Annotated in this window: 16 protein-coding genes; 8 read left to right on the top strand and 8 right to left on the bottom strand. The window is 71.6% G+C overall.

Annotation, left to right across the window (positions count from 1 at the left end):
• Nucleotides 1–194: 194 nt before the first annotated feature.
• The 3 genes from NQO67_RS13130 to NQO67_RS13120 all read right to left on the bottom strand — a co-directional run bounded on the left by NQO67_RS13130 (nucleotide 195) and on the right by NQO67_RS13120 (nucleotide 1,842).
• Nucleotides 195–704 carry an AAA family ATPase gene (locus NQO67_RS13130; RefSeq protein WP_255950085.1) on the bottom strand — a complete coding sequence of 170 codons (510 nt, stop codon included), beginning with the start codon at nucleotides 702–704 and terminating at the stop codon, nucleotides 195–197.
• A complete protein-coding gene (locus NQO67_RS13125) occupies nucleotides 701–1,246 on the bottom strand; it encodes an AAA family ATPase (RefSeq protein ID WP_255950084.1) in 546 nt (181 codons plus the stop codon). The genes NQO67_RS13130 and NQO67_RS13125 overlap by 4 nt, the downstream gene beginning before the upstream one ends.
• A gap of 101 nt (nucleotides 1,247–1,347) precedes the next feature.
• Nucleotides 1,348–1,842, bottom strand: coding sequence for an ATP-binding protein (locus NQO67_RS13120; RefSeq protein WP_255950083.1), 495 nt, complete (start codon nucleotides 1,840–1,842; stop codon nucleotides 1,348–1,350).
• Between the two features lie 163 nt (nucleotides 1,843–2,005).
• On the opposite strand from NQO67_RS13120, the gene NQO67_RS13115 reads away from it, so the two are divergent.
• Nucleotides 2,006–2,821: a helix-turn-helix domain-containing protein gene (locus NQO67_RS13115; RefSeq protein ID WP_255950082.1), complete on the top strand. Its 816-nt coding sequence runs from the start codon at nucleotides 2,006–2,008 to the stop codon at nucleotides 2,819–2,821.
• Between the two features lie 2 nt (nucleotides 2,822–2,823).
• Nucleotides 2,824–3,078: a DUF397 domain-containing protein gene (locus NQO67_RS13110; RefSeq protein ID WP_255950081.1), complete on the top strand. Its 255-nt coding sequence runs from the start codon at nucleotides 2,824–2,826 to the stop codon at nucleotides 3,076–3,078.
• Nucleotides 3,079–3,370: 292 nt separating this feature from the next.
• Here NQO67_RS13110 and NQO67_RS13105 read toward each other — a convergent pair whose 3' ends face one another.
• On the bottom strand, nucleotides 3,371–4,777 hold the full coding sequence (locus NQO67_RS13105) for an amidase (RefSeq protein WP_255950080.1): 1,407 nt from the start codon (nucleotides 4,775–4,777) through the stop codon (nucleotides 3,371–3,373).
• Between the two features lie 217 nt (nucleotides 4,778–4,994).
• Here NQO67_RS13105 and NQO67_RS13100 point away from each other — a divergent pair, with 217 nt between their 5' ends.
• Both NQO67_RS13100 and NQO67_RS13095 read left to right on the top strand, forming a co-directional pair.
• On the top strand, nucleotides 4,995–5,624 hold the full coding sequence (locus NQO67_RS13100) for a TetR/AcrR family transcriptional regulator (RefSeq protein ID WP_255950079.1): 630 nt from the start codon (nucleotides 4,995–4,997) through the stop codon (nucleotides 5,622–5,624).
• A 110-nt stretch (nucleotides 5,625–5,734) separates the two neighbouring features.
• Nucleotides 5,735–6,319 (top strand): hypothetical protein, encoded by a 585-nt coding sequence (locus NQO67_RS13095; RefSeq protein ID WP_305125772.1) that lies wholly within the window; start codon nucleotides 5,735–5,737, stop codon nucleotides 6,317–6,319.
• Nucleotides 6,320–6,350: 31 nt separating this feature from the next.
• Here NQO67_RS13095 and NQO67_RS13090 read toward each other — a convergent pair whose 3' ends face one another.
• Nucleotides 6,351–6,782: a DUF4267 domain-containing protein gene (locus NQO67_RS13090; protein ID WP_255950078.1), complete on the bottom strand. Its 432-nt coding sequence runs from the start codon at nucleotides 6,780–6,782 to the stop codon at nucleotides 6,351–6,353.
• 121 nt (nucleotides 6,783–6,903) lie between these two features.
• The gene (locus NQO67_RS13085) at nucleotides 6,904–7,350 is read right to left on the bottom strand and encodes an anthrone oxygenase family protein (protein WP_255950077.1); all 447 of its coding nucleotides are present in this window, start codon (nucleotides 7,348–7,350) and stop codon (nucleotides 6,904–6,906) included.
• 89 nt (nucleotides 7,351–7,439) lie between these two features.
• On the opposite strand from NQO67_RS13085, the gene NQO67_RS13080 reads away from it, so the two are divergent.
• The gene (locus NQO67_RS13080; RefSeq protein ID WP_255950076.1) at nucleotides 7,440–8,018 is read left to right on the top strand and encodes a TetR/AcrR family transcriptional regulator; all 579 of its coding nucleotides are present in this window, start codon (nucleotides 7,440–7,442) and stop codon (nucleotides 8,016–8,018) included.
• Between the two features lie 317 nt (nucleotides 8,019–8,335).
• On the opposite strand, the gene afsK is transcribed toward NQO67_RS13080, so the two are convergent.
• Nucleotides 8,336–10,816, bottom strand: a complete 2,481-nt coding sequence (afsK, locus tag NQO67_RS13075) for a protein serine/threonine kinase AfsK (protein WP_255950075.1) — start codon at nucleotides 10,814–10,816, stop codon at nucleotides 8,336–8,338.
• A gap of 504 nt (nucleotides 10,817–11,320) precedes the next feature.
• On the opposite strand from afsK, the gene NQO67_RS13070 reads away from it, so the two are divergent.
• Entirely contained in the window at nucleotides 11,321–11,956 is a 636-nt protein-coding gene (locus NQO67_RS13070; RefSeq protein ID WP_255950378.1) for a TetR family transcriptional regulator, read from the top strand.
• 272 nt (nucleotides 11,957–12,228) lie between these two features.
• A complete protein-coding gene (locus NQO67_RS13065) occupies nucleotides 12,229–14,880 on the top strand; it encodes a hypothetical protein (protein ID WP_255950074.1) in 2,652 nt (883 codons plus the stop codon).
• Nucleotides 14,881–14,887: 7 nt separating this feature from the next.
• On the opposite strand, the gene NQO67_RS13060 is transcribed toward NQO67_RS13065, so the two are convergent.
• Nucleotides 14,888–15,958: a GNAT family N-acetyltransferase gene (locus NQO67_RS13060; RefSeq protein WP_255950073.1), complete on the bottom strand. Its 1,071-nt coding sequence runs from the start codon at nucleotides 15,956–15,958 to the stop codon at nucleotides 14,888–14,890.
• A gap of 203 nt (nucleotides 15,959–16,161) precedes the next feature.
• Here NQO67_RS13060 and NQO67_RS13055 point away from each other — a divergent pair, with 203 nt between their 5' ends.
• Nucleotides 16,162–17,376, top strand: coding sequence for a flavin-containing monooxygenase (locus NQO67_RS13055; RefSeq protein ID WP_255950072.1), 1,215 nt, complete (start codon nucleotides 16,162–16,164; stop codon nucleotides 17,374–17,376).
• Nucleotides 17,377–17,399: the final 23 nt, after the last annotated feature.

Here is a 17,399-nt window from a genome sequence, read left to right as displayed (position 1 = left end):
AGGTTTCAGTAGGTCAGGCTTACCCCGAAACGGATGGATTTTTACCCGCATCGATACACCCTGCAGAATGCTGGGTAGCAGTGCCTTCAATGCTTCGCATGCCGACTGCTCCTCCACTAAGACTTCAAGTTGCGCAAGGGGCTGAGGCCTTTTTCGCGGACGAGCCCCTGGGGGGCCTTCCGCGTCATGACTGTTCATCCGGATCGTTGACCGGGGTTGCCGCCTGTCCAGCGACCGATCGCTGCTGCCAGGCCCGGAAGGACCGTGGGGTAGAGATGGTTCTCCGGCTCCTCGATCCCGATGAAAGGGGCAGGGTCAGGGTCTTTGAGGAGAGTCAAGTAGGAAAGGAGTTTGAGTGTACCGTCGGATGCGTTCCCGGCCAGTACGGGTTCGTCGAAGGGAGCGTCCTTGATGAGCAGTACGAGCCTGCCGTCCGGCGAGGTGTCGTAGTCAACGCGTTCCAAGGTCGGCGCCGTGTCCTGCAGAGCCGTCATGACTGACTCAGGCCGCACCGGGTGATTCTCCTTCAAGTACTGGAGAAGGTTAGTGATGTTGTCTCCCGACTGCGACAGTCGCTCCTGCGGCCCTGCGTCCGGAGGATGCCGCTCATCGGCTACGGAGAGATAAGAGAGACACCAGCCGGAGATGAAACGGCGCAGCGCGGCAAGCCTGGGGTGCGACTTGAGCTGCCCCAGCACGTTCACCGCAAGTTTGTCGCTCCCGTCGAGATGATCCTGACGATCTCACCTGTTTCGTCATCCACTACGTCACCGTCGCCGTGCCGAAAATCCAGGATATGGCTGGGACGCCCCGGGCCCGGAGACCGTGAGCACCGGAGAAGCTCTCGGCTCACCACCGGACGGCCACGCTCCTCGTCGATCTCCAATCGGTAGGTCATGAGTCGACTCTGGGGTGTCTCGCGATAGGAAATCTGAATGGAGACGGGCCCCTTGGCCCCTCGCGACCGGAGCTGCCGCAGACCGCCCCGCCTGTCCCACGCGTGCCGGATACCGGATGTGAAACAGGTCTCCATGAAAGCGAACACGTCGAAGAGTGTTGATTTTCCGCTTCCGTTGGGTCCCACGAGTACCGTGAACGGTTTGAGCTTGTCGATCTCCACATTCTGCAAGGCTCGGTAGTTCTCGATTTTGATCGACTCGATAACGGGTGGACGCATGGCTGCTCCTCGTCGTACCCGTGCCCGGACCTTGTCAGCGCTCTGCGGGCAAAGATTGTCGATCAGCATCGCAGGGCCTCTGAATCTCCGGGCGCCGGGCCTCAGTCCTGGTGCATGCCTCATTCTCCGGCCCCGGCATCCGGGCCCGGAGCCGCCCGCCCGGTTAGAACTCACGGATCGAGGCGTTCCGTGAGGTCCAGTTCCGCGGAAACCGTCTTTCCCGGAGCCTGCGGGCGCGGACGTACCTGCCAGCGGGTGGCGAGGGCGGCGACCAGCACGAGGCCGCGGTGGTCCTCGGCCAGCGGCGCGGGCACCGTCAGTGCGGCCGGGTCCGGTGGGCGGCGGTCGGTGCGGGTGTCGGAGACGTCGATCCGGAGGGTGCGGTCGGTCAGCGTCAGGACCAGCTCGAAGTCGCGGCCCGGGACCCGGCCGTGCGTCGCGGCGTTCGCAGCGAGTTCCGCGACGACCGCGGCTGTCCGCTCGGAGACCTGTGCGCCGTGCGGGATGCCCCAGCGCTCCAGCTGATGCAGGGCGAGGTGGCGGGCCAGCCGGGCGCCGAGCGGCGTCGAACTGAAACGCTGGCGGAACGTACGTACGATTACGCCCCGTTCCGCCGAACCTGCGTTGCCTGCGCCACCTGCGGCGCCTGTGGGGGTTTGCGTCATGGCCGCCAATGTGGCGGCGGACACGTTCGGCCCGCCAGGGCGACACCTGGTACGCGCGGCAGCGTACGAGTCGGGGGCGCGCAGCGTACGAGCCGAGGCCGTAACTCCGCTGCTCCGAGGGCCGTTTGACACCTTGACCATTACGGAGGGAGAGGGGAACGGCATGGCCGAGGAGCCGGAGACATCCGACAGCATGTGCGCGTTCGGCGCCGTCGTCAAAGCCTTACGGGAACACGCCGGGCTCAGCCGCGACGAGTTCGGGCGACGGGTGAAGTTCTCGCCGCACACCGTGGCCTCGATCGAGCAGGGCCGCCGCCTGGCCGACCTCGGTTTCGTCAAGGCGGCCGAGGACGCGACGGGCAACACCGGCGCGATACGCGAGGCGTTCCGACACGTGGCGCGGCAGCAGGGGCTTGCGGTCTGGGTACGGGTGTGGGCGGAGCACGAGGCGGAGGCGATCCGGCTGTGCACGTATGAGTGCCGGCTGGTGCCCGGGTTGCTTCAGACGCCTGCGTATGCGCGGGTGTTGTTCGAGAACCGCGTTCCGCTGCTGAGTGAGGAAGAGGTGGAGAAGCAGCTCACGGGACGCGAGGTTCGGCGGAGCCTGTTGACGGAGCATCCGGACGCGGCGTTCAGCTTCGTCATCGAAGAGCACACGCTGACACGCGGCACGGGCGGCCCGGACGTCACTCGGGAGCTTCTGGATCACCTGCTGGAGCTGATGGACAGGCGGAACGTCGAGATCCAGGTCCTCCCGCACTGCAAGGGCGTCCACCCGGGACTCGGTGGGCCCTTCAGGCTGGCGGAGATGCCTGAGCATCAGTGGTTCGCCTATACCGAAGGGCAACGGGCCGGCCTGATGATCACTGACTCTGAGTCGATCAGAGTGCTCCGGACGCGCTACGAGACGCTGCGAGCCGAGGCCCTCACCACCGACGAAACTCGCGAGTGCTTGAAGCGCCTGCGAGGGAGACTATAAATATGAACATTTCTCAGCTTGCCTGGTTCAAGAGCAGCTACAGCAGTGCCGACGGCGACGACTGCGTAGAAGTAGCCCTGACCTGGCACAAGTCCAGCTACAGCGGCTCGTCGGGCGACGCCTGCGTAGAGGTCGCCCCCACCCCCTCCACCGTCCACATCCGCGACTCCAAGGACAAGAACGGCGCCACCCTCGCGATATCGCCCGCCACCTGGACCGCCTTCGTCCCGTACGCCGCCACCGCGGCGATCGGCTGACCCCGCGGACGCCGCAGCGTCACCGCACCGGCCCACCCGGCCGGCACGCGCGGCGTCCGCACCAGCGCCGGCCGCTGGCTACCGATCACCGATCCCGGGTCACCGGGACCACGCCTCGATCAGGTCCGACGGGCCGTACTCCGCGTCGTGCCGCCCCTCGTTGTGCACCTACTCCACCGAAAGGAAGACCGAAGTTAGCAACATGCATGTTAGTAACGTTTGAGTTACTGAACTTCTTCCGTCGGCTGATCCGTCGCCACCGTGATCACGGGCCTCTCACCCCACCCCACCCTCACACCCCCACCGGCGTCAGCACCCCCACCCGCCGCTCGACCGCCTCCGCAGCCGCCAGGCACAGGTCCTCGCGGTACATCGGGCCGATCAGCTGGACACCCTGCGGCAGACCGCCGAAGACGCCGCCGGGCACGGCGACCGCCGGCAGGCCGGCGAGGCTGGTCGCGGTGCACAGCCGCATCGCGACCGTCACCCGCTCATGCCCCTCCGGACCGCTGGACTCCAGCCCCGGCTCGACCGGCGGCTCGGTGAACACCGGGCCCAGCACCAGCGGACGCTCCCGCAGGAAACCGGCCCAGTCCCGTTGGATGCCGAGCCGCACCCCCGTCAGCCGCAGGTACTCCGCGAGCGCGACGGGCCCGGACCTCGCCATGCCCAGGTCGATGTAGGCCCGGCTGCGCTCCGGGAGGATCCGCCGGATCATCGGCCAGGCCTGCGCGAACTCGGTCATGACCAGGCCCGTGTACGCCTCCAGGCTCTCCGCGAGCCGCGGCACGTCGGGGACCTCGCGCACGTCGTACCCGGCGTCCGCGAGGGCGTCGGCGGCCGACGTGACCGCGGCGCGCACGTCCGGGTGCACGCCCTGCCCGCCGGGGTCGGCCACCACGGCGACGCCGAGCGGCGTGCCGGGGTCCGGCCCGTACAACGGCGCCGGAACGGCACGCGGATCGCGCGGGTCCGCGCCGGCCAGCACCTCGTAGGCCAGCCGCAGGTCACCGACCGTACGGGCCAGCGGGCCGTCCACCGGGAACAGTTGGGACGCCAGGCCCGGGTCCTCGGGGCCCATCCGGTGGTCGGCGGCGAAACGGCCGTACGACGGTTTCAGGCCGGCGGTCCCGCAGAAGGCGGCGGGGATGCGGACCGAGCCGCCCGCGTCGTTGCCGAGCCCCAGCGGCACCATGCCGGACGCCACGGCGGCACCGTCGCCCCCGCTGCTGCCGCCCGGGGTGCGGCCCGGATGCCAGGGGTTCGCGGTCCCGCCGAACAGCTCGCTGTGCGTGTGCATCCCGCCCAGGGTCAGATCGGGCATGTTGGCGTGCCCGACCGGCACGGCACCCGCGGCGCGCAGCCGGGCCACCGGCGGGGCGTCCACCGGGGCCACCATCTGCTTGAACCGGGCCAGACCGTGCGTGGTCGGCACCCCGGCGACACCGATGTTCTCCTTCACCGTGAACGGCACCCCGGCCAGCGGCCCGAGCTGCTCCCCCGCGGCACGCCGCCGGTCGAGGTCCTCGGCGGCCCGGCGCGCCCCGTCGGCGAGCGACTGCGTCACCGCGCCCACCACGGGGTTCACCTCGGCGATCCTGCCGAGATGGCTCTCGACCACCGCCACGGCACTGACCTCGCCGCTGCGCACGGCGGCGGCGAGATCGACGGCGGTGTGCTTCCAGAGGGGGCCGTTCATGTCCGTCCTTGCGGTCGTGGGGCGCGGCGGATCGTTCCGATACACACGCATCGGAACATCGGAGACGGATCGTAGAACACGATCCGATGCAGCCGCATCGGATTAATATCCCCCAGGGACCGGGCGGACCGGTGGACCAGGCCGGCCGGTGGACCAAGCCGGCCGGTGGACCAGACCGGCCGGTGGATCGGGCGAGGACAGGGACAGGGGCTGGGGCATGCCCAAGCAGGTGGACTACGAGCGGCGCCGCGAGCAGGTGATCGAGGCGGTGTACCGGCTCGCCGACCGGCACGGTCTGGAGGGCGTGACCCTGCGGGACGTCGCGCAGGAGGCCGGCGTGTCCATGGGGGCGGTGCAGCGCTGCTTCCGCACCAAGGACGAGATGCTCCTGCTCGCCCTCAGCCACGTCAGCGAGCGCTTCACCGCGCGCGTGCAGGCGGCCGCCGCCGAACCGTCCCCGGCCGCGCTGTCCCGGATCGCCGCCGACCTCGCACTGATCCAGACCGGCCGGCGTCCCGAAGCGCAGGTCTGGCTCGCGTTCGTGGCGCGCGCCGCGGTCACGCCGGCCCTGGCGGAGATCCTCCGGGACGGCTACCCGGCGGCGCACGCCCTGCTCGCCCGTCTGATCCGGGCGGTGGCCGGCCCCGACGGCGGCGTGGACGCGGATCTCGCGGCCCGCACCCTGCTCGCCCTCGCCGACGGCCTGACCGTGCAGACGCTCCTCGGCCAGCTCACCCGGTCCGAGGCGCGGCGCGTCCTCGACGCCCATGTGGCGGCGCTCCGGGCGGCCGGGCCCGCGGACGACGGGCCTGATGGGCCCGACAAAGCCGGGCGGGCGGCCCGGTGAGCGGCGGGCCGGTGAGTCGCGGCGACGGCCAGAGTTGGCGCAACGCTCCTCTGGCACCCCCGGAGCACCCGACGTAGCTTCGTGGGGAGGGGCTGCGGGAGGAGGCGGTCATGGTGGTCCGCAACGTCCTCGGGTCGGTGATCGCGGCCATCGGTGCGGCCGCGGCCGTGTGGAGCCCCTTCAGTGCCTGGTACGACGGCCGTGAGGGCCGCGACTTCGGGCTGTCGGACCTGTTCTCCGCCTCCGGGATCACCGGGCACCACCCCGAGCTGTTCGCCTCGCTCTTCCTGTCGTTCCTCGCGGCCGCGGTGATCACCCTGGCGGGCATCGTGCTGCGGTCCCGGCTGCTGGTGGCGGGGGCGGGGGTGGTGGTGCTGGCGTTCACCCTGCTGTGGATGGTCCGGGAGGGCCAGGCCGAGGGCAGCCTCGCGGTGGACTCCAGCGGCAACGGACTCGGCCTCGGTGTCGCCCGCGCAGTCGGCGGCGGTCTGTTCCTCCTGCTCGGTGCCCTGGTGATGCGGGGGCGGCGGGGACCGGGCCGGCACAGCAAGGCGTACGGCGTGCCGCGGGAACCGTACGAACGGCATGGCCAGGGCCGCCCCGCCGACGAGCCCGAAGACGGCGAGTACGGCCCCGAGCCGCCCCCGTGGCAACAACCCCGGCGCCCCCCACCCGGCGAGGACGAGCGGGAGTAGCGCCCCGTCGGCGGCCGACGCCCACCGGATGTCAGACGGGCTGCGCGACGGATGCTGGCGCGGAGGGCTCGTTGTGCGCCTTGCCGGTCTCGCGGAGGATCAGCAGGCCGTTGATCGCGATCACCACCGAGGTCAGGCCGTGAATGCCGAACGCGGCGGCGACGGAGCCGTGGTGCGCCAGGACGTTGATCATGTCGCCGAACGGGGCGACGGCCTCCATCAGCAGGACCCAGCCCAGGGCGCGACGCTGGCCGGTCACCAGCAGGATGCCGATGACCAGGCCCATCGCGAATTCGCGGGTGCCCTTCATGATGAGGAAGCCTCCGCCGTCGCCCGCGGGCCGGTCCGGCAGGCCGACACCTTGGGTGGACGCCTCAGGGGCCAGGATGAAGGACAGCCCGAGGTAGAGCACGAAGAGCGTGCAGGCGGTGGCCAGGACGGTGTTGACGTTCTTCAACGACATGGTGCGTCTCCTTTGACCGGTGAAGTCGGAGTGGGACGGGGTTCGGCGGCGGACCGGGCTGCGTCCGGGGCGCACGGCCGAGCGGTTGCGGCCGGCGACCGGGCGGGCGGGGCCCGTGGGCTCAGGCGAGGGCGGTGACCAGCAGGGCGAAGGCGGCGACGAGGACGGCGACGCGGACGTAGTGGAGCCGCTCCCAGCGGTTGAGCTGCTGCTTCCAGTCGGCGGGCCGGTTCTCGGGGGTCCATGTCTTGCCCCGGTTGTTGATCGGAACGAGCAGCAGAACCGACATGAGCACGCTGACGATCAGAAGCGCGCCGGCGGCGACGACGAGGCCGGCGCCGTGGCGGTGCCACCCGGCGACAGCCCAGATGCCGGCGAGGACGAGCGAGCCGATGTACCAGAACGGCATCACGGCGCCGAGCATCCGACCCCCGTGGGAGTGGCCGAGTTGGCCGCTGTCCTCCGGGAGGGCGTTGAGGATCCGGCTCATGACGAAGGCGACGGAGAACTCCACCCCCACCATCACGCCGACGACCACGGTGGTGACGACCTCAAGTGCGTTGAGCATGACGATCCCCCGGCATCTAGTGCTGCTAGCTGATGAGTCAACGCTAGTACTGCTGCCGCTCTCTTGTCTAGCGGTGCTAGACTCACATCATGTCGGTACAGGAACGCAAGCGACGGGAACGGGCGGAGCGCGAGCGCCTCATCGTGGCGACGGCCCGTGAACTCGCCGAGCGGGAAGGCTGGGACGCGGTCACCACCCGCCGGCTCGCCGAACGCATCGAGTACAGCCAGCCCGTCCTCTACAGCCACTTCCGCGGCAAACGCGAGATCATCGGCGCCGTCGCCCTCCAGGGCGCCACCGAGCTGGCCGCAGCGGTGCGGGCCGCGACCGCCGCCGTGCACGGCCCGCGCGCGCGGGTCGCCGCCCTCGCGCACGCCTACCTCGACTTCGCCGCCCGCAACCCGGCGGTCTACGACGCCATCTTCCAGCTCGACGGCGGTCTGGCGTACGCGCAGGAGGACACTCCGGAACCCCTCAAAGACGCCTTCGCCGCACTACTGGAGAGCCTCGGCAAGGTCGCCGGAGACGGCGTCGCCCCGGAGCTGTTCACCGAGGTGTTCTGGGCGTGCCTCCACGGGGTGGCCACCCTGACCCGATCAGGACGGCTGCCGCCGAAGGAAACGGAGCACCGGGTGGAACTGCTGGTGAACCGCCTCGCCATCACCTGACACGCCGCCCCGCCGGCCAGGAGACAGACGTCACGACGGACCGGCAGCCGCGCACGAAACGCGAGGTGCCGTGGGGGGATGTGCACGCACATCCCCCCACGGCACCGCCCCCGATAAGGGGCGCGGGGAACTGCGCGACAAACCCAAACGAAACGACCAGACCGCAACGCACCCACCGGGGCACCCCGAACCGGGGGGTGCCGCAAGGCACCCTGAGCCCCCGGAACAGGGGCAGGGAACCTGAGCCCCCCGGAACAGGGGCAAGGAACCTGAGCCCCCCGGAACAGGGGCAGGCAAGAGGGCAGACGGGAAATCCGTCACCCCCGAGCCGTGCCGGTCCCCTTCTCCGCGTCCAACGCATACACGCACCGATCCTTGCTGCACGCGTACACCACCCCGGCCTCGACCACGGGCGCCCCGGTGATCTCACCGCCGGTGGCAAGCTTCCAGCGCAGCCGGCCGTCGTCGGACTTCAACGTGTAGAGCAGGTGGTCCGTGGACCCGAAGTGGATCCGGCCGTCCGCCACGACCGGCGAGCCGACCACCTCGCCACCCGCCTGGAAACGCCACTTCGGGGTGCCCGTGACCGCGTCCAGGGTGTACAGGCCCTTGCCGCTGCCGACGTGCACATGGCCGTCGACGATCAGCACCGGTTCGATGGAGGCACGCGCCTCCGTGGCGATCCGCCACCGGTCCCGGCCGTCCGTCGCGTCCAGCGCGTACACCGTGCCGAGGTAGTCGGCGAGGTACACGCCGCCGCCGGCGACCGCGGGTCCGGGCGCGAAGGCGGGCGGCGAGAGGAAGACCGCGGGCGCCTCGAAGTGCCAGCGGACCTGCCCGCTCGCGATGTCGATGGCGAGCGCACGGGTACCGGCGCACACGTACACGTAGCCGTCCTGCGCCTGGGTGAGCCGCACCGGCACGCCGCCGCAGGACGCGGCGTCCCCGATCGGGTATGACCAGCGCTCGTCGCCGGTGCGTGCCTCCAGGGCGCGCAACCGCGCGTCCTGCCACACGTAGACCGTGCCGTCGTGCACGGCGGGCCCGGACTCCGGGGTCTCGAAGTCGGCCTGGGCGCCGTGCACCTCCCAGAGCCGCTGGCCGTTGGACGCCTCCCAGGCCTGCACGCCACCGCCCCGGGTGCCGGTGATCACGGTGCCGCGCTCGGCGCGCAGGGAGTAGACCCAGCCGTCCGGGGACAGCCGCCACAGGTCGTTGCCCTCGCGGGCGTCGAGGGCGTAGAGCGTGGGGCCGTCGGAGGCGTGGATGCGGCCGTCGGCGACCGCCATCGACCAGGCGACGTCCCGGGTCTTGAACCTGCGCCGCCCGCTGGCCACGTCCAGGGCGTGCACCTCGAAGGACGTGACGTAGACGAGGTCGCCGGCGACCGCGGGGGTGCCCCAGACGTCGTTCGACATCCGGAAGCGCCAGGGCCGCCAGCCGGCCGGTTCCTGGGCGGGCAGCGGGGGCGCGACGGTGGCCGACGCAGGGCCGGTGACGGGACCGGGCGCGCCGTGGCCGACCGGGTCGCCGTTGACCCCGGCGCCGGCCGCCGCCGCGGCACGCGACCAGGAGGCGGCCAGGCCCGAGGGGTCGGCTGCGGGTGGCGCGGTGGCCTTCGCTGCGGCCCGCGGCCCCGGCCCGATCGGCAGGGCGGCCCCGGCCAGCTGCACCGACTCGCCGTCCGGCACGCCCGTGACACCGGGACCGGACATCGGATGGGGAATGGGACCGGGCCCGGTCGGACCGGCCGGCCCGGCGCCGTCACCGCCGCCGGTCACGGGCAGCGGCGGCTGGGGCGGAGCGTGCCGAGGGCGCGGCGGCTGCGGCGCACTGCCGCGCCCGCCACCACCGGCCTGCGCCCCTCCCGCGTTCTGCGCGCCGGTGGGCTTCACCCGGGGGCGCCCGGCACGCCGCGCCTCGATCAGTTCCACGGCGGCCTCGGGCAGCCACGCGGACGCCGTACCGCTGTCGTCGGAGCCGTCCCCGGCGAACAGGTGCGGCGCGAGCTGGGCCTGGAGGTCGGCGGGGCTGGGCCGGCCGGTCGCCTCCATCTGCATGCAGGAGTCGATCAGCGGACGCAGCTCGTCCGGCAGCCCCGCCAGGTCGGGCCCCTCACGCAGCAGCATGAAGACCGTCTCGACCGGGTTGGCGCCGTGGTACGGCGCATGGCCGGTGGCGGCGAAGACGAGGGTGGAGCCGAGCGAGAAGACATCGCTCGCGCCCGTCACGCTGCGGGAGTCCTTCGCCTGCTCGGGTGACATGTAGGCGGGGGTGCCCACGGCGACGTTGGTCATCGTCAACCGGGTGTTGGACACGCCACTCGCGATGCCGAAGTCGATGACCCGCGGGCCGTCCTCGACGACGAGCACGTTGGACGGCTTCAGGTCACGGTGCACCAGGCTGGCGCCGTGGATCGACTGGAGCGCCTCCGCGATGCCGGCGGCGAGCCAGCGCACGCCCTGCGCGGGCATCGGCCCGGTCTCGTTCACTATCTCTTCGAGAGAGGGCGCCGGGACGTAGGCGGTGGCGAGCCACGGCACTGCGGCCCGTGGGTCGGCGTCGACGACGGCCGCCGTGTAGAAACCGGAGACGGCACGCGCCGCCTCCACCTCGCGGGTGAAGCGGACGCGGAACAGCTGGTCCTCGGCCAGCTCGGTTCTGACCGTCTTGATCGCCACGCGCCGGCCGGATGCCGAGCGTGCGAGATAGACGAGGCCCATGCCTCCGGCGCCGAGGCGACCGAGCACCTCGAACGGCCCGATCCGTCTCGGATCGGTCTGCGTCAGCTGATCCACTTGCCTGCCACCTCCCCGTGCGGGCCGTGTGCCTGGACGGCCCCGTGCAGCGTCTCACCACCGAACCGCCGTGGCGGCACGCACCCTGATTCTTCCTGGCTCGGGTGCCGGTTGCGAACCCGGGGCCTGACCAGGGTGTCTCGGACAAAGAAGGACGTATCAAGTAAGGAAGGGGGAAAACAACCCCCCTCCGAGCCATCCGCCCCCTCCCCCGAACCGGTGTCCCGGGTGGCGGACCGGGGTGGCGGTGGGGGGTGAGGCGGCGAGTGACACAGGGGTCCGCCCCGGATAGGCCTGGACCAATACCGAAAGATTTCCGCCAGGCTTCACCCCCTCTTCTCACCCCTCATCACCCCCTTCCGAAACCCGAACGGCCGTAGATGCACACCGGAACCGCCGTTCCGGCCCGCCCAAATGCCCACACCTGGGCGGAAGAGCCCCATTTGCAGTCGGTCGAATCGCGCTGGGATCACCCGTCGGTAAGCTGACGGCATGACAGGACAAGTGCGTACCGTCGACGGCCGGGTGGCCGGACGACGAGGTCAGGCGACGCGTCAGAAACTGCTGGACTGCCTCGGCGAGATGCTCCGTACCTCCCCCTACCGCGACGTCAAGGTGATCGACGTCGCCCGAAAGGCGGGCACCTCTCCGGCCACGTTCTACCAGTACTTCCCGGACGTCGAAGGTGCCGTCCTGGAGATCGCTGGACAAATGGCCGCCGAGAGTACGGGGTTGGGCGAGCTGCTGGAGGGCCGTTCGTGGGCCGGTAGATCGGGCTGGCAGACCGCACAGGATCTGGTCGACGGATTCATGGACTTCTGGCGGCGCAACGAAGCGATTCTGCGCGTGATCGATCTCGGCGCCGCCGAAGGGGACAAACGGTTCTCCAAGATCCGTATGAAGATGCTCAGCTCGATCAACAACTCCCTCGCCGAGAGCGTCAAGGAGCTCCAGGGCAAGGGCCGCATCGACTCCGACGTGAGCCCACCGGCCGTCGCCGGCTCCCTGGTCGCCATGCTCGCCGCGGTGGCCTCGCACCAGAAGGCGCTGCAATCCTCGGGCGTGAAGCAGACGGAACTGAAGCCGAACCTTGCGTGGTTGGTGCACCTGGGGGTGACGGGCAGGAAGCCGACGAAGTGAGCCACGCGGCCGCCACGTCGACGGCGTCGAAGCCGTGGCACCTCCGCTGCGCCCCGGTCCCGTAGGCCCCTTTCCGTCCCCGCCGACCTCGGAGGCCTGCGAGGAGACCCCTGCGCCTCCGCGGCCCGCGTCTGCGCGGCCTGCGTCTCCGCGGCCCGCGCCTCGGCAGTCTCCGCGTGCCCGTGACGACGAGGACGTCGTTCGAAGGGCCAAAGGAAGCGGTCCGCCGCCCTCCCCATCCGCCTGTCAGTGGGTGGCCCTACCTTGCCGCCATGGATCTTCACCGGAAAACAGTGGTGTTGATGGGCCGGTTCCACAACATCCCGCATGCCGAAGCAAAGGCCGGCCTGGAGGCGCTGGGCGCACGGGTGACGAAGACGGTGTCCAGCAGGACGGACCTGATCTTCCACGCGCACGACGTGGCAGGTCACCGGCTCGGTGAAGCGAGTCTGCTCGGGATACCGATATACGACCGGAAGGCGTTGCGGGCCCTGCTCAGGCAGCAGGCGACCGGGGCCCCGGCCGGCGAAGGGTCGCCCGACGCCGGCGCGACGAGCGCTTTCGTGGACCATGCCGCACTGGCGTCGGCCGCTGACCCGGACGCGTTGCTGAGCCTGCTGCGGGAGGCCGACTGGTCCGCCTTCGCACCCGAGCGCGACCTGCTGCCGCTGCGGGGGCGGTTGCAGGAATGGGAGCCGGCGTTCGGGGTCACCGAGGCCCACCGGTACGCCACCGACCGGATACGCGGCCTCGGCCACACCCGGCTCCAGCATCCGTTCCGCCACTTCACGGAGATCCAGGACCACGCCGTCAGCCCCTGCGGACGCTACCTCGCGACCGGCAGTTGGTGCGGCGACGACTACCACCGCGGCGGGGTGCTACAGATCTGGGAGATCGCGAGCGGCCACTGCGTGAACGTGCTCGACCGGATCGAGGGCGGGGTCGGCTGGCCCGGCCACGAGGACACCATCCAGTGGTCGGCCGACAGCAGGCGCGTGGGCCTCGCGTACCACACCAACCAGATAGGCGTCTTCGATCCGTTCGACGACGCCACGTACACCTACCCCATCGCCAGCGCGTCGGTGACGGACGGCGGGAACAGGCCCCCGGACTGGGCCCTGGCCCCTGACGGCCGCAGCGCGTTCATCGAGTCGGCGTCCTCCTCCGCGGTCAAGGGCTGCGTCGTCCCGCTGGAAGCCGGTGACCTGTTCTGGCTGCCCTCGTACGCGCCGCCCAGGCACCCGTATCTGCTGACGGAAACGCTCCCCGAGGAGTTCGGGCAGCAGGGCGACGAGCTCTGGCCGGAGGGCGTCAGCTGGTCACGCGACGGTGGTCGGCTCCTCATGTACGACGCGAAGCACCGGCGGACCCTCGCGATCGACCTGTCCGCCAAGCAGCTGCACGAGCTGACCGAGGAGGAGCGAAAGGAGGCGGATGCGTGGCACGGCGCCTCGGCCGGTGGTGACACGGGACGGGTCCGGGTCTCCGTGAGCGAGACCGCGGTGACCTTCCACCGGACCGACACCGGCGGCGTGCTGAGCCACTTCGAGTTCCTCCGCGAACCGCCGGAGCCCCGGTGCGTGGAACACGAGTTCGCGTTCGACGAGTGCCCCGTCAACTTCGCGCTGGACGAGGACACCTGGTGCGCCGCCTTCGAAGAAGGGGTGGTCATCGCGCCTGCCGACCGCAGAGCAGACCTGGAAGCGGTCCTGACCTGGTCGGTCGACCGGCGCTTCGGCTGGCCGGTGCGCTGGGGCGGGCTCACGATCGTGCCGGACGCGAAGGACGCCGCCGAACTGCTCGGAGAAGACGGTCTCGGCTTCTTCGTACGGGAGTACGTCGAGCGGCAGGCCCGCGACGCGGAGACGAACTCCCAGGCGCCGGACGGTGCGGCCTGGCCACCCCCCAACACGGCGACGGTGCAGGACCTGTTCGCGGCCGCACTGGACTCCGTGTCCGAACTCGGCAGCAGCTCGAACCACCACGTCTGCACGCACCTGCGTCACGCGGCACGGCTGCGGGCCCGCCGCGGGGAGGTGAGCGGCGTCGTGGCCCTGCTCGACGCGCTCCCCGAGCCGGACCAGCACGTCGCGACCTGCGCCGACGTGGCGATGATCCTCGCCCGGGCGGGCCGGACCGACGAGGCACGGACGTTCTTCGCCGAGGTCGAGTCGGGCGCCGAGGCGGCCCTCGATCCGTACAACGTCGCCGATCTGGCGTCTTCGGTCGGCGGCGCGTACCAGGCCATGGGCGACACGGCCTCCGCCGACGCATGGTTCACCCGCGCACGTGACGCGATCGAACCGGAGACCAACGCGTGGCAGAACCGGCTCACGGTCAGCTGGGCGCTGACCGAGTGCGGGCGCGAGGACGAGGCGCGGGCGCTGTGGGCGCACGACGGGGAGGAGTGGCGACGTGACCCCGGCATCTTCTACTCCGTACCGTGGCTCCTCCATCTGCTGGGCACCGGCCGGATCGACCTGGCGGCGGACTTCCTCACCGCGTGCGACGTGGACTGGGACTACTCGATGGCCCCGGTGATCGATGTCCTCGCCGACCTCGGCCGGACCGACCTGCTCCGCCTGGGCCAGTCCGGACTCCCGGACTCGCTGGCGGAGCGGCGCTACGAAAAGGCCCTGCGGATGGCCGAGGAGCGCACGAGGCGGGCCCACCCCGCGACGCCGGACGAGGCCGACCTCGCGGCCCTCGCCGAAGCCCACGCCGAGCTGCTCCGGACCCCACGTGCGCACCGCGAGAGGCCCACCGAACTGCTCATCGAGCAGGCGGCGCGGTGCGGGCACCTCAGCGCGGTACTGGACCTGCTCGGCACGCTCCCCGCGCCCCGCGACTTCAACGGCCGTCCGGCGTCGGCGTTCTCCGCACTGTGGCGCACCGCCACGGGCCATGACGTGGCCCCGTGGTGACGGGTGGCTACGGGGTCGTCGAGGCGGTGGCGGCGGTTGTCACACCGGGCGGCGGCGTGAAGGCGTGCTTGTCGAAGTCGGTGACCGGGCGGTAGCCGATGCGCTGGTAGAGGGCGTTGCTGGTGGGGTTGGCGAGGTCGGTGAAGAGCAGCACCTCCGTCACGCCCGCATCGCGCAGGCGCCGGCTCACCGCCGCGGTCGCCGCCCCGGCGTACCCACGGCCGCGCCGTTCGGGCGGGGTGTAGACGGGCGCGACGCGCACCTGCCCGACGACCGGCGGCGTGGCCCCCGCCATGGACACCGGAAGGCCGTCGGGCGTCTCCCACAGCGTGACCCCGCCGTAGGAGATCCGGCTGTCGACCCAGCCGCCGGGGTCGTGGAGGGGCGCGCCCCCGATGTCCCGTTGGAACTCCGCGGCCCAGCGGACGAGCAGTTCGCGATCGGACCGGGTGGCGATACGGGCGCGGCCGGGCGGCGGGGGCACGGGTGGGGTGAGGGTGCCGAGCCGGTGGAGCCGGAGGTTCTCCCTCGGCGCGTGCGTCGCGCCCGTGCGGCGCTCCCAGGCGGCTGCGAAGGCGGCGGCCGTGGCACGGTCGGAGGAGACGCCGGCCAGGTCGGGGACGCGTGCGGCGAGACGGTCGGCGAGCACGGTGACGGCGCGCTCGCGGTCCCGGGCACCGGCCGCGTCGCCACCGGAGCCGTTCGCGGCCCCGTCCCCGGCCGACCCCGTGGGCAGCGGGCTGAGGAGCAGATCGAGCGGCGGAGTGCGGACGAAGGCGCCGGCCACCCGCCCCGCCCCGGCCACCCAGGCCCCGAAGTGCGGCGTGCCCGCACCGAAGGCGTGCGCTCCGCGCGTCCGGAGGGCGTCCGTCACCGTGAGCAGCAGCGTGTGCAGCGCGGGGGCGCCGTGCAGGAAGGCGCCGGCCCGGTCGAGGAAGGCGTCCAGGTCCTCGGTGAGCCACCAGTCGTAGGCGGCATCGTGTGGCGCGGGCTCGACCGGCGCTGGGCAGGCCTCCCCCGCGGGAGCCTCCCGCACGGCGCCGTCCGCTGCCGCTTCCTGTACCGGCCGATGCGTCATGGCCCCTGCCTACCAGCCGCGGCCGGCGCCGGCCCACCGGTTTTCCGCGGGCCGAGTTGCGAACCGGCTCCCCGGGACGGGCCCCGAGCCGGACTCCCGGCAAGGCCCGGGTTCGCACATACCGTCGTACACGTAATCCTTTCGCAATCGAATTCGCCCTTGACCGAGCCACATCAACCAGGTGCGGGGTTACGCTCCCGAACATGGCCGCAGACTCGACCGCGAGGGGCGATGCGCACCGGACGCAGCAGCGCACCTCCCACCACAACCCGGTCTACGTGATAGGCGGCGGGCCCGGCGGGCTCGCCGTGGCGCACGCCCTGCGGGCCCGGGGCATACGGGCCGTCGTCCTGGAGAAGTCCGGCAGCGTGGGCGCGTCCTGGCGCGGGCACTACGACCGGCTGCGGCTGCACACCACCCGCAAGCTCTCCTCGCTGCCCGGCCTGACGATCCCCCGCGCCTACGGGCGCTGGGTCCGGCGGGACGACGTCGTGCGGTACCTGGAGCAGTACGCCGAGCACCACAAGTTGGAGATCATCACCGGGGTCGAGGTCTCGCGGGTGGAGCGGGCGTCCGACGCCGTGCCGGTGCACGGCGCGTCCGACGGGCACTGGGTGCTGCGCGCCACCGGCGGCCGGGAGCTGACCGGCAGCGCCGTGGTGATCGCGACCGGCTACAACCACACGCCGTACCTGCCCGACTGGCCCGGCAGCAGCCGCTACCAGGGCGAGCTACGGCACGCCGGCACCTACCGCAACGCCACCCCGTACGCGGGCAAGGACGTGCTGGTCGTCGGCGCGGGCAACACCGGCGCCGAGATCGCCGTCGACCTCGCGCAGGGCGGCGCTGCACGGGTACGGCTCGCGGTGCGCACCGTCCCGCACATCCTGCGCCGCGCCACGCTGGGCTGGCCCGCGCAGCGCAGCGGCATCCTGTGCCGGCGGCTGCCCACCCGCCTGGTCGACCGGCTGGCCCGGCGGATCGCCCGGATGAGCGTGCCGGACCTGGCCGCGTACGGACTGCCGCGTCCGGACACGGGCCTGTACACCCGCGTCAGGCAGGGGGCGATCCCGATCCAGGACGTGGGGCTGATCGACGCCGTGCGCGCGGGCCAGGTGGAACCGGTCGCGGCCGTGTCGTCGTTCGAGGAGAGCAAGGTGGTGCTGGCCGACGGCAGCGTCATCGCACCCGACGTGGTGATCGCAGCGACCGGCTACCGCCGGGGACTCGAGGGACTGGTCGGCCATCTCGGCGTGCTCGACGAACAGGGCCACCCCGTCGCACGCGGACCGCGCAGCCCGCGCGATGCGACCGGCCTCTACTTCACGGGGTACACCAACCCGATCAGCGGCATGCTGCGCGAACTCGCCCGCGACGCCAACCGGATAGCCCGGGCGATCGCGCGCGCTTCACGGTGACTTCCCGGGCGCCCCGATGGCAC

The organism is Streptomyces odontomachi, from assembly GCF_024435355.1.
In the GTDB taxonomy this organism is placed as follows: domain Bacteria; phylum Actinomycetota; class Actinomycetes; order Streptomycetales; family Streptomycetaceae; genus Streptomyces; species Streptomyces odontomachi.
The sequence above is the reverse complement of the archived record's forward strand: the minus strand, read 5'-3'. Positions and strand labels throughout refer to the sequence as shown.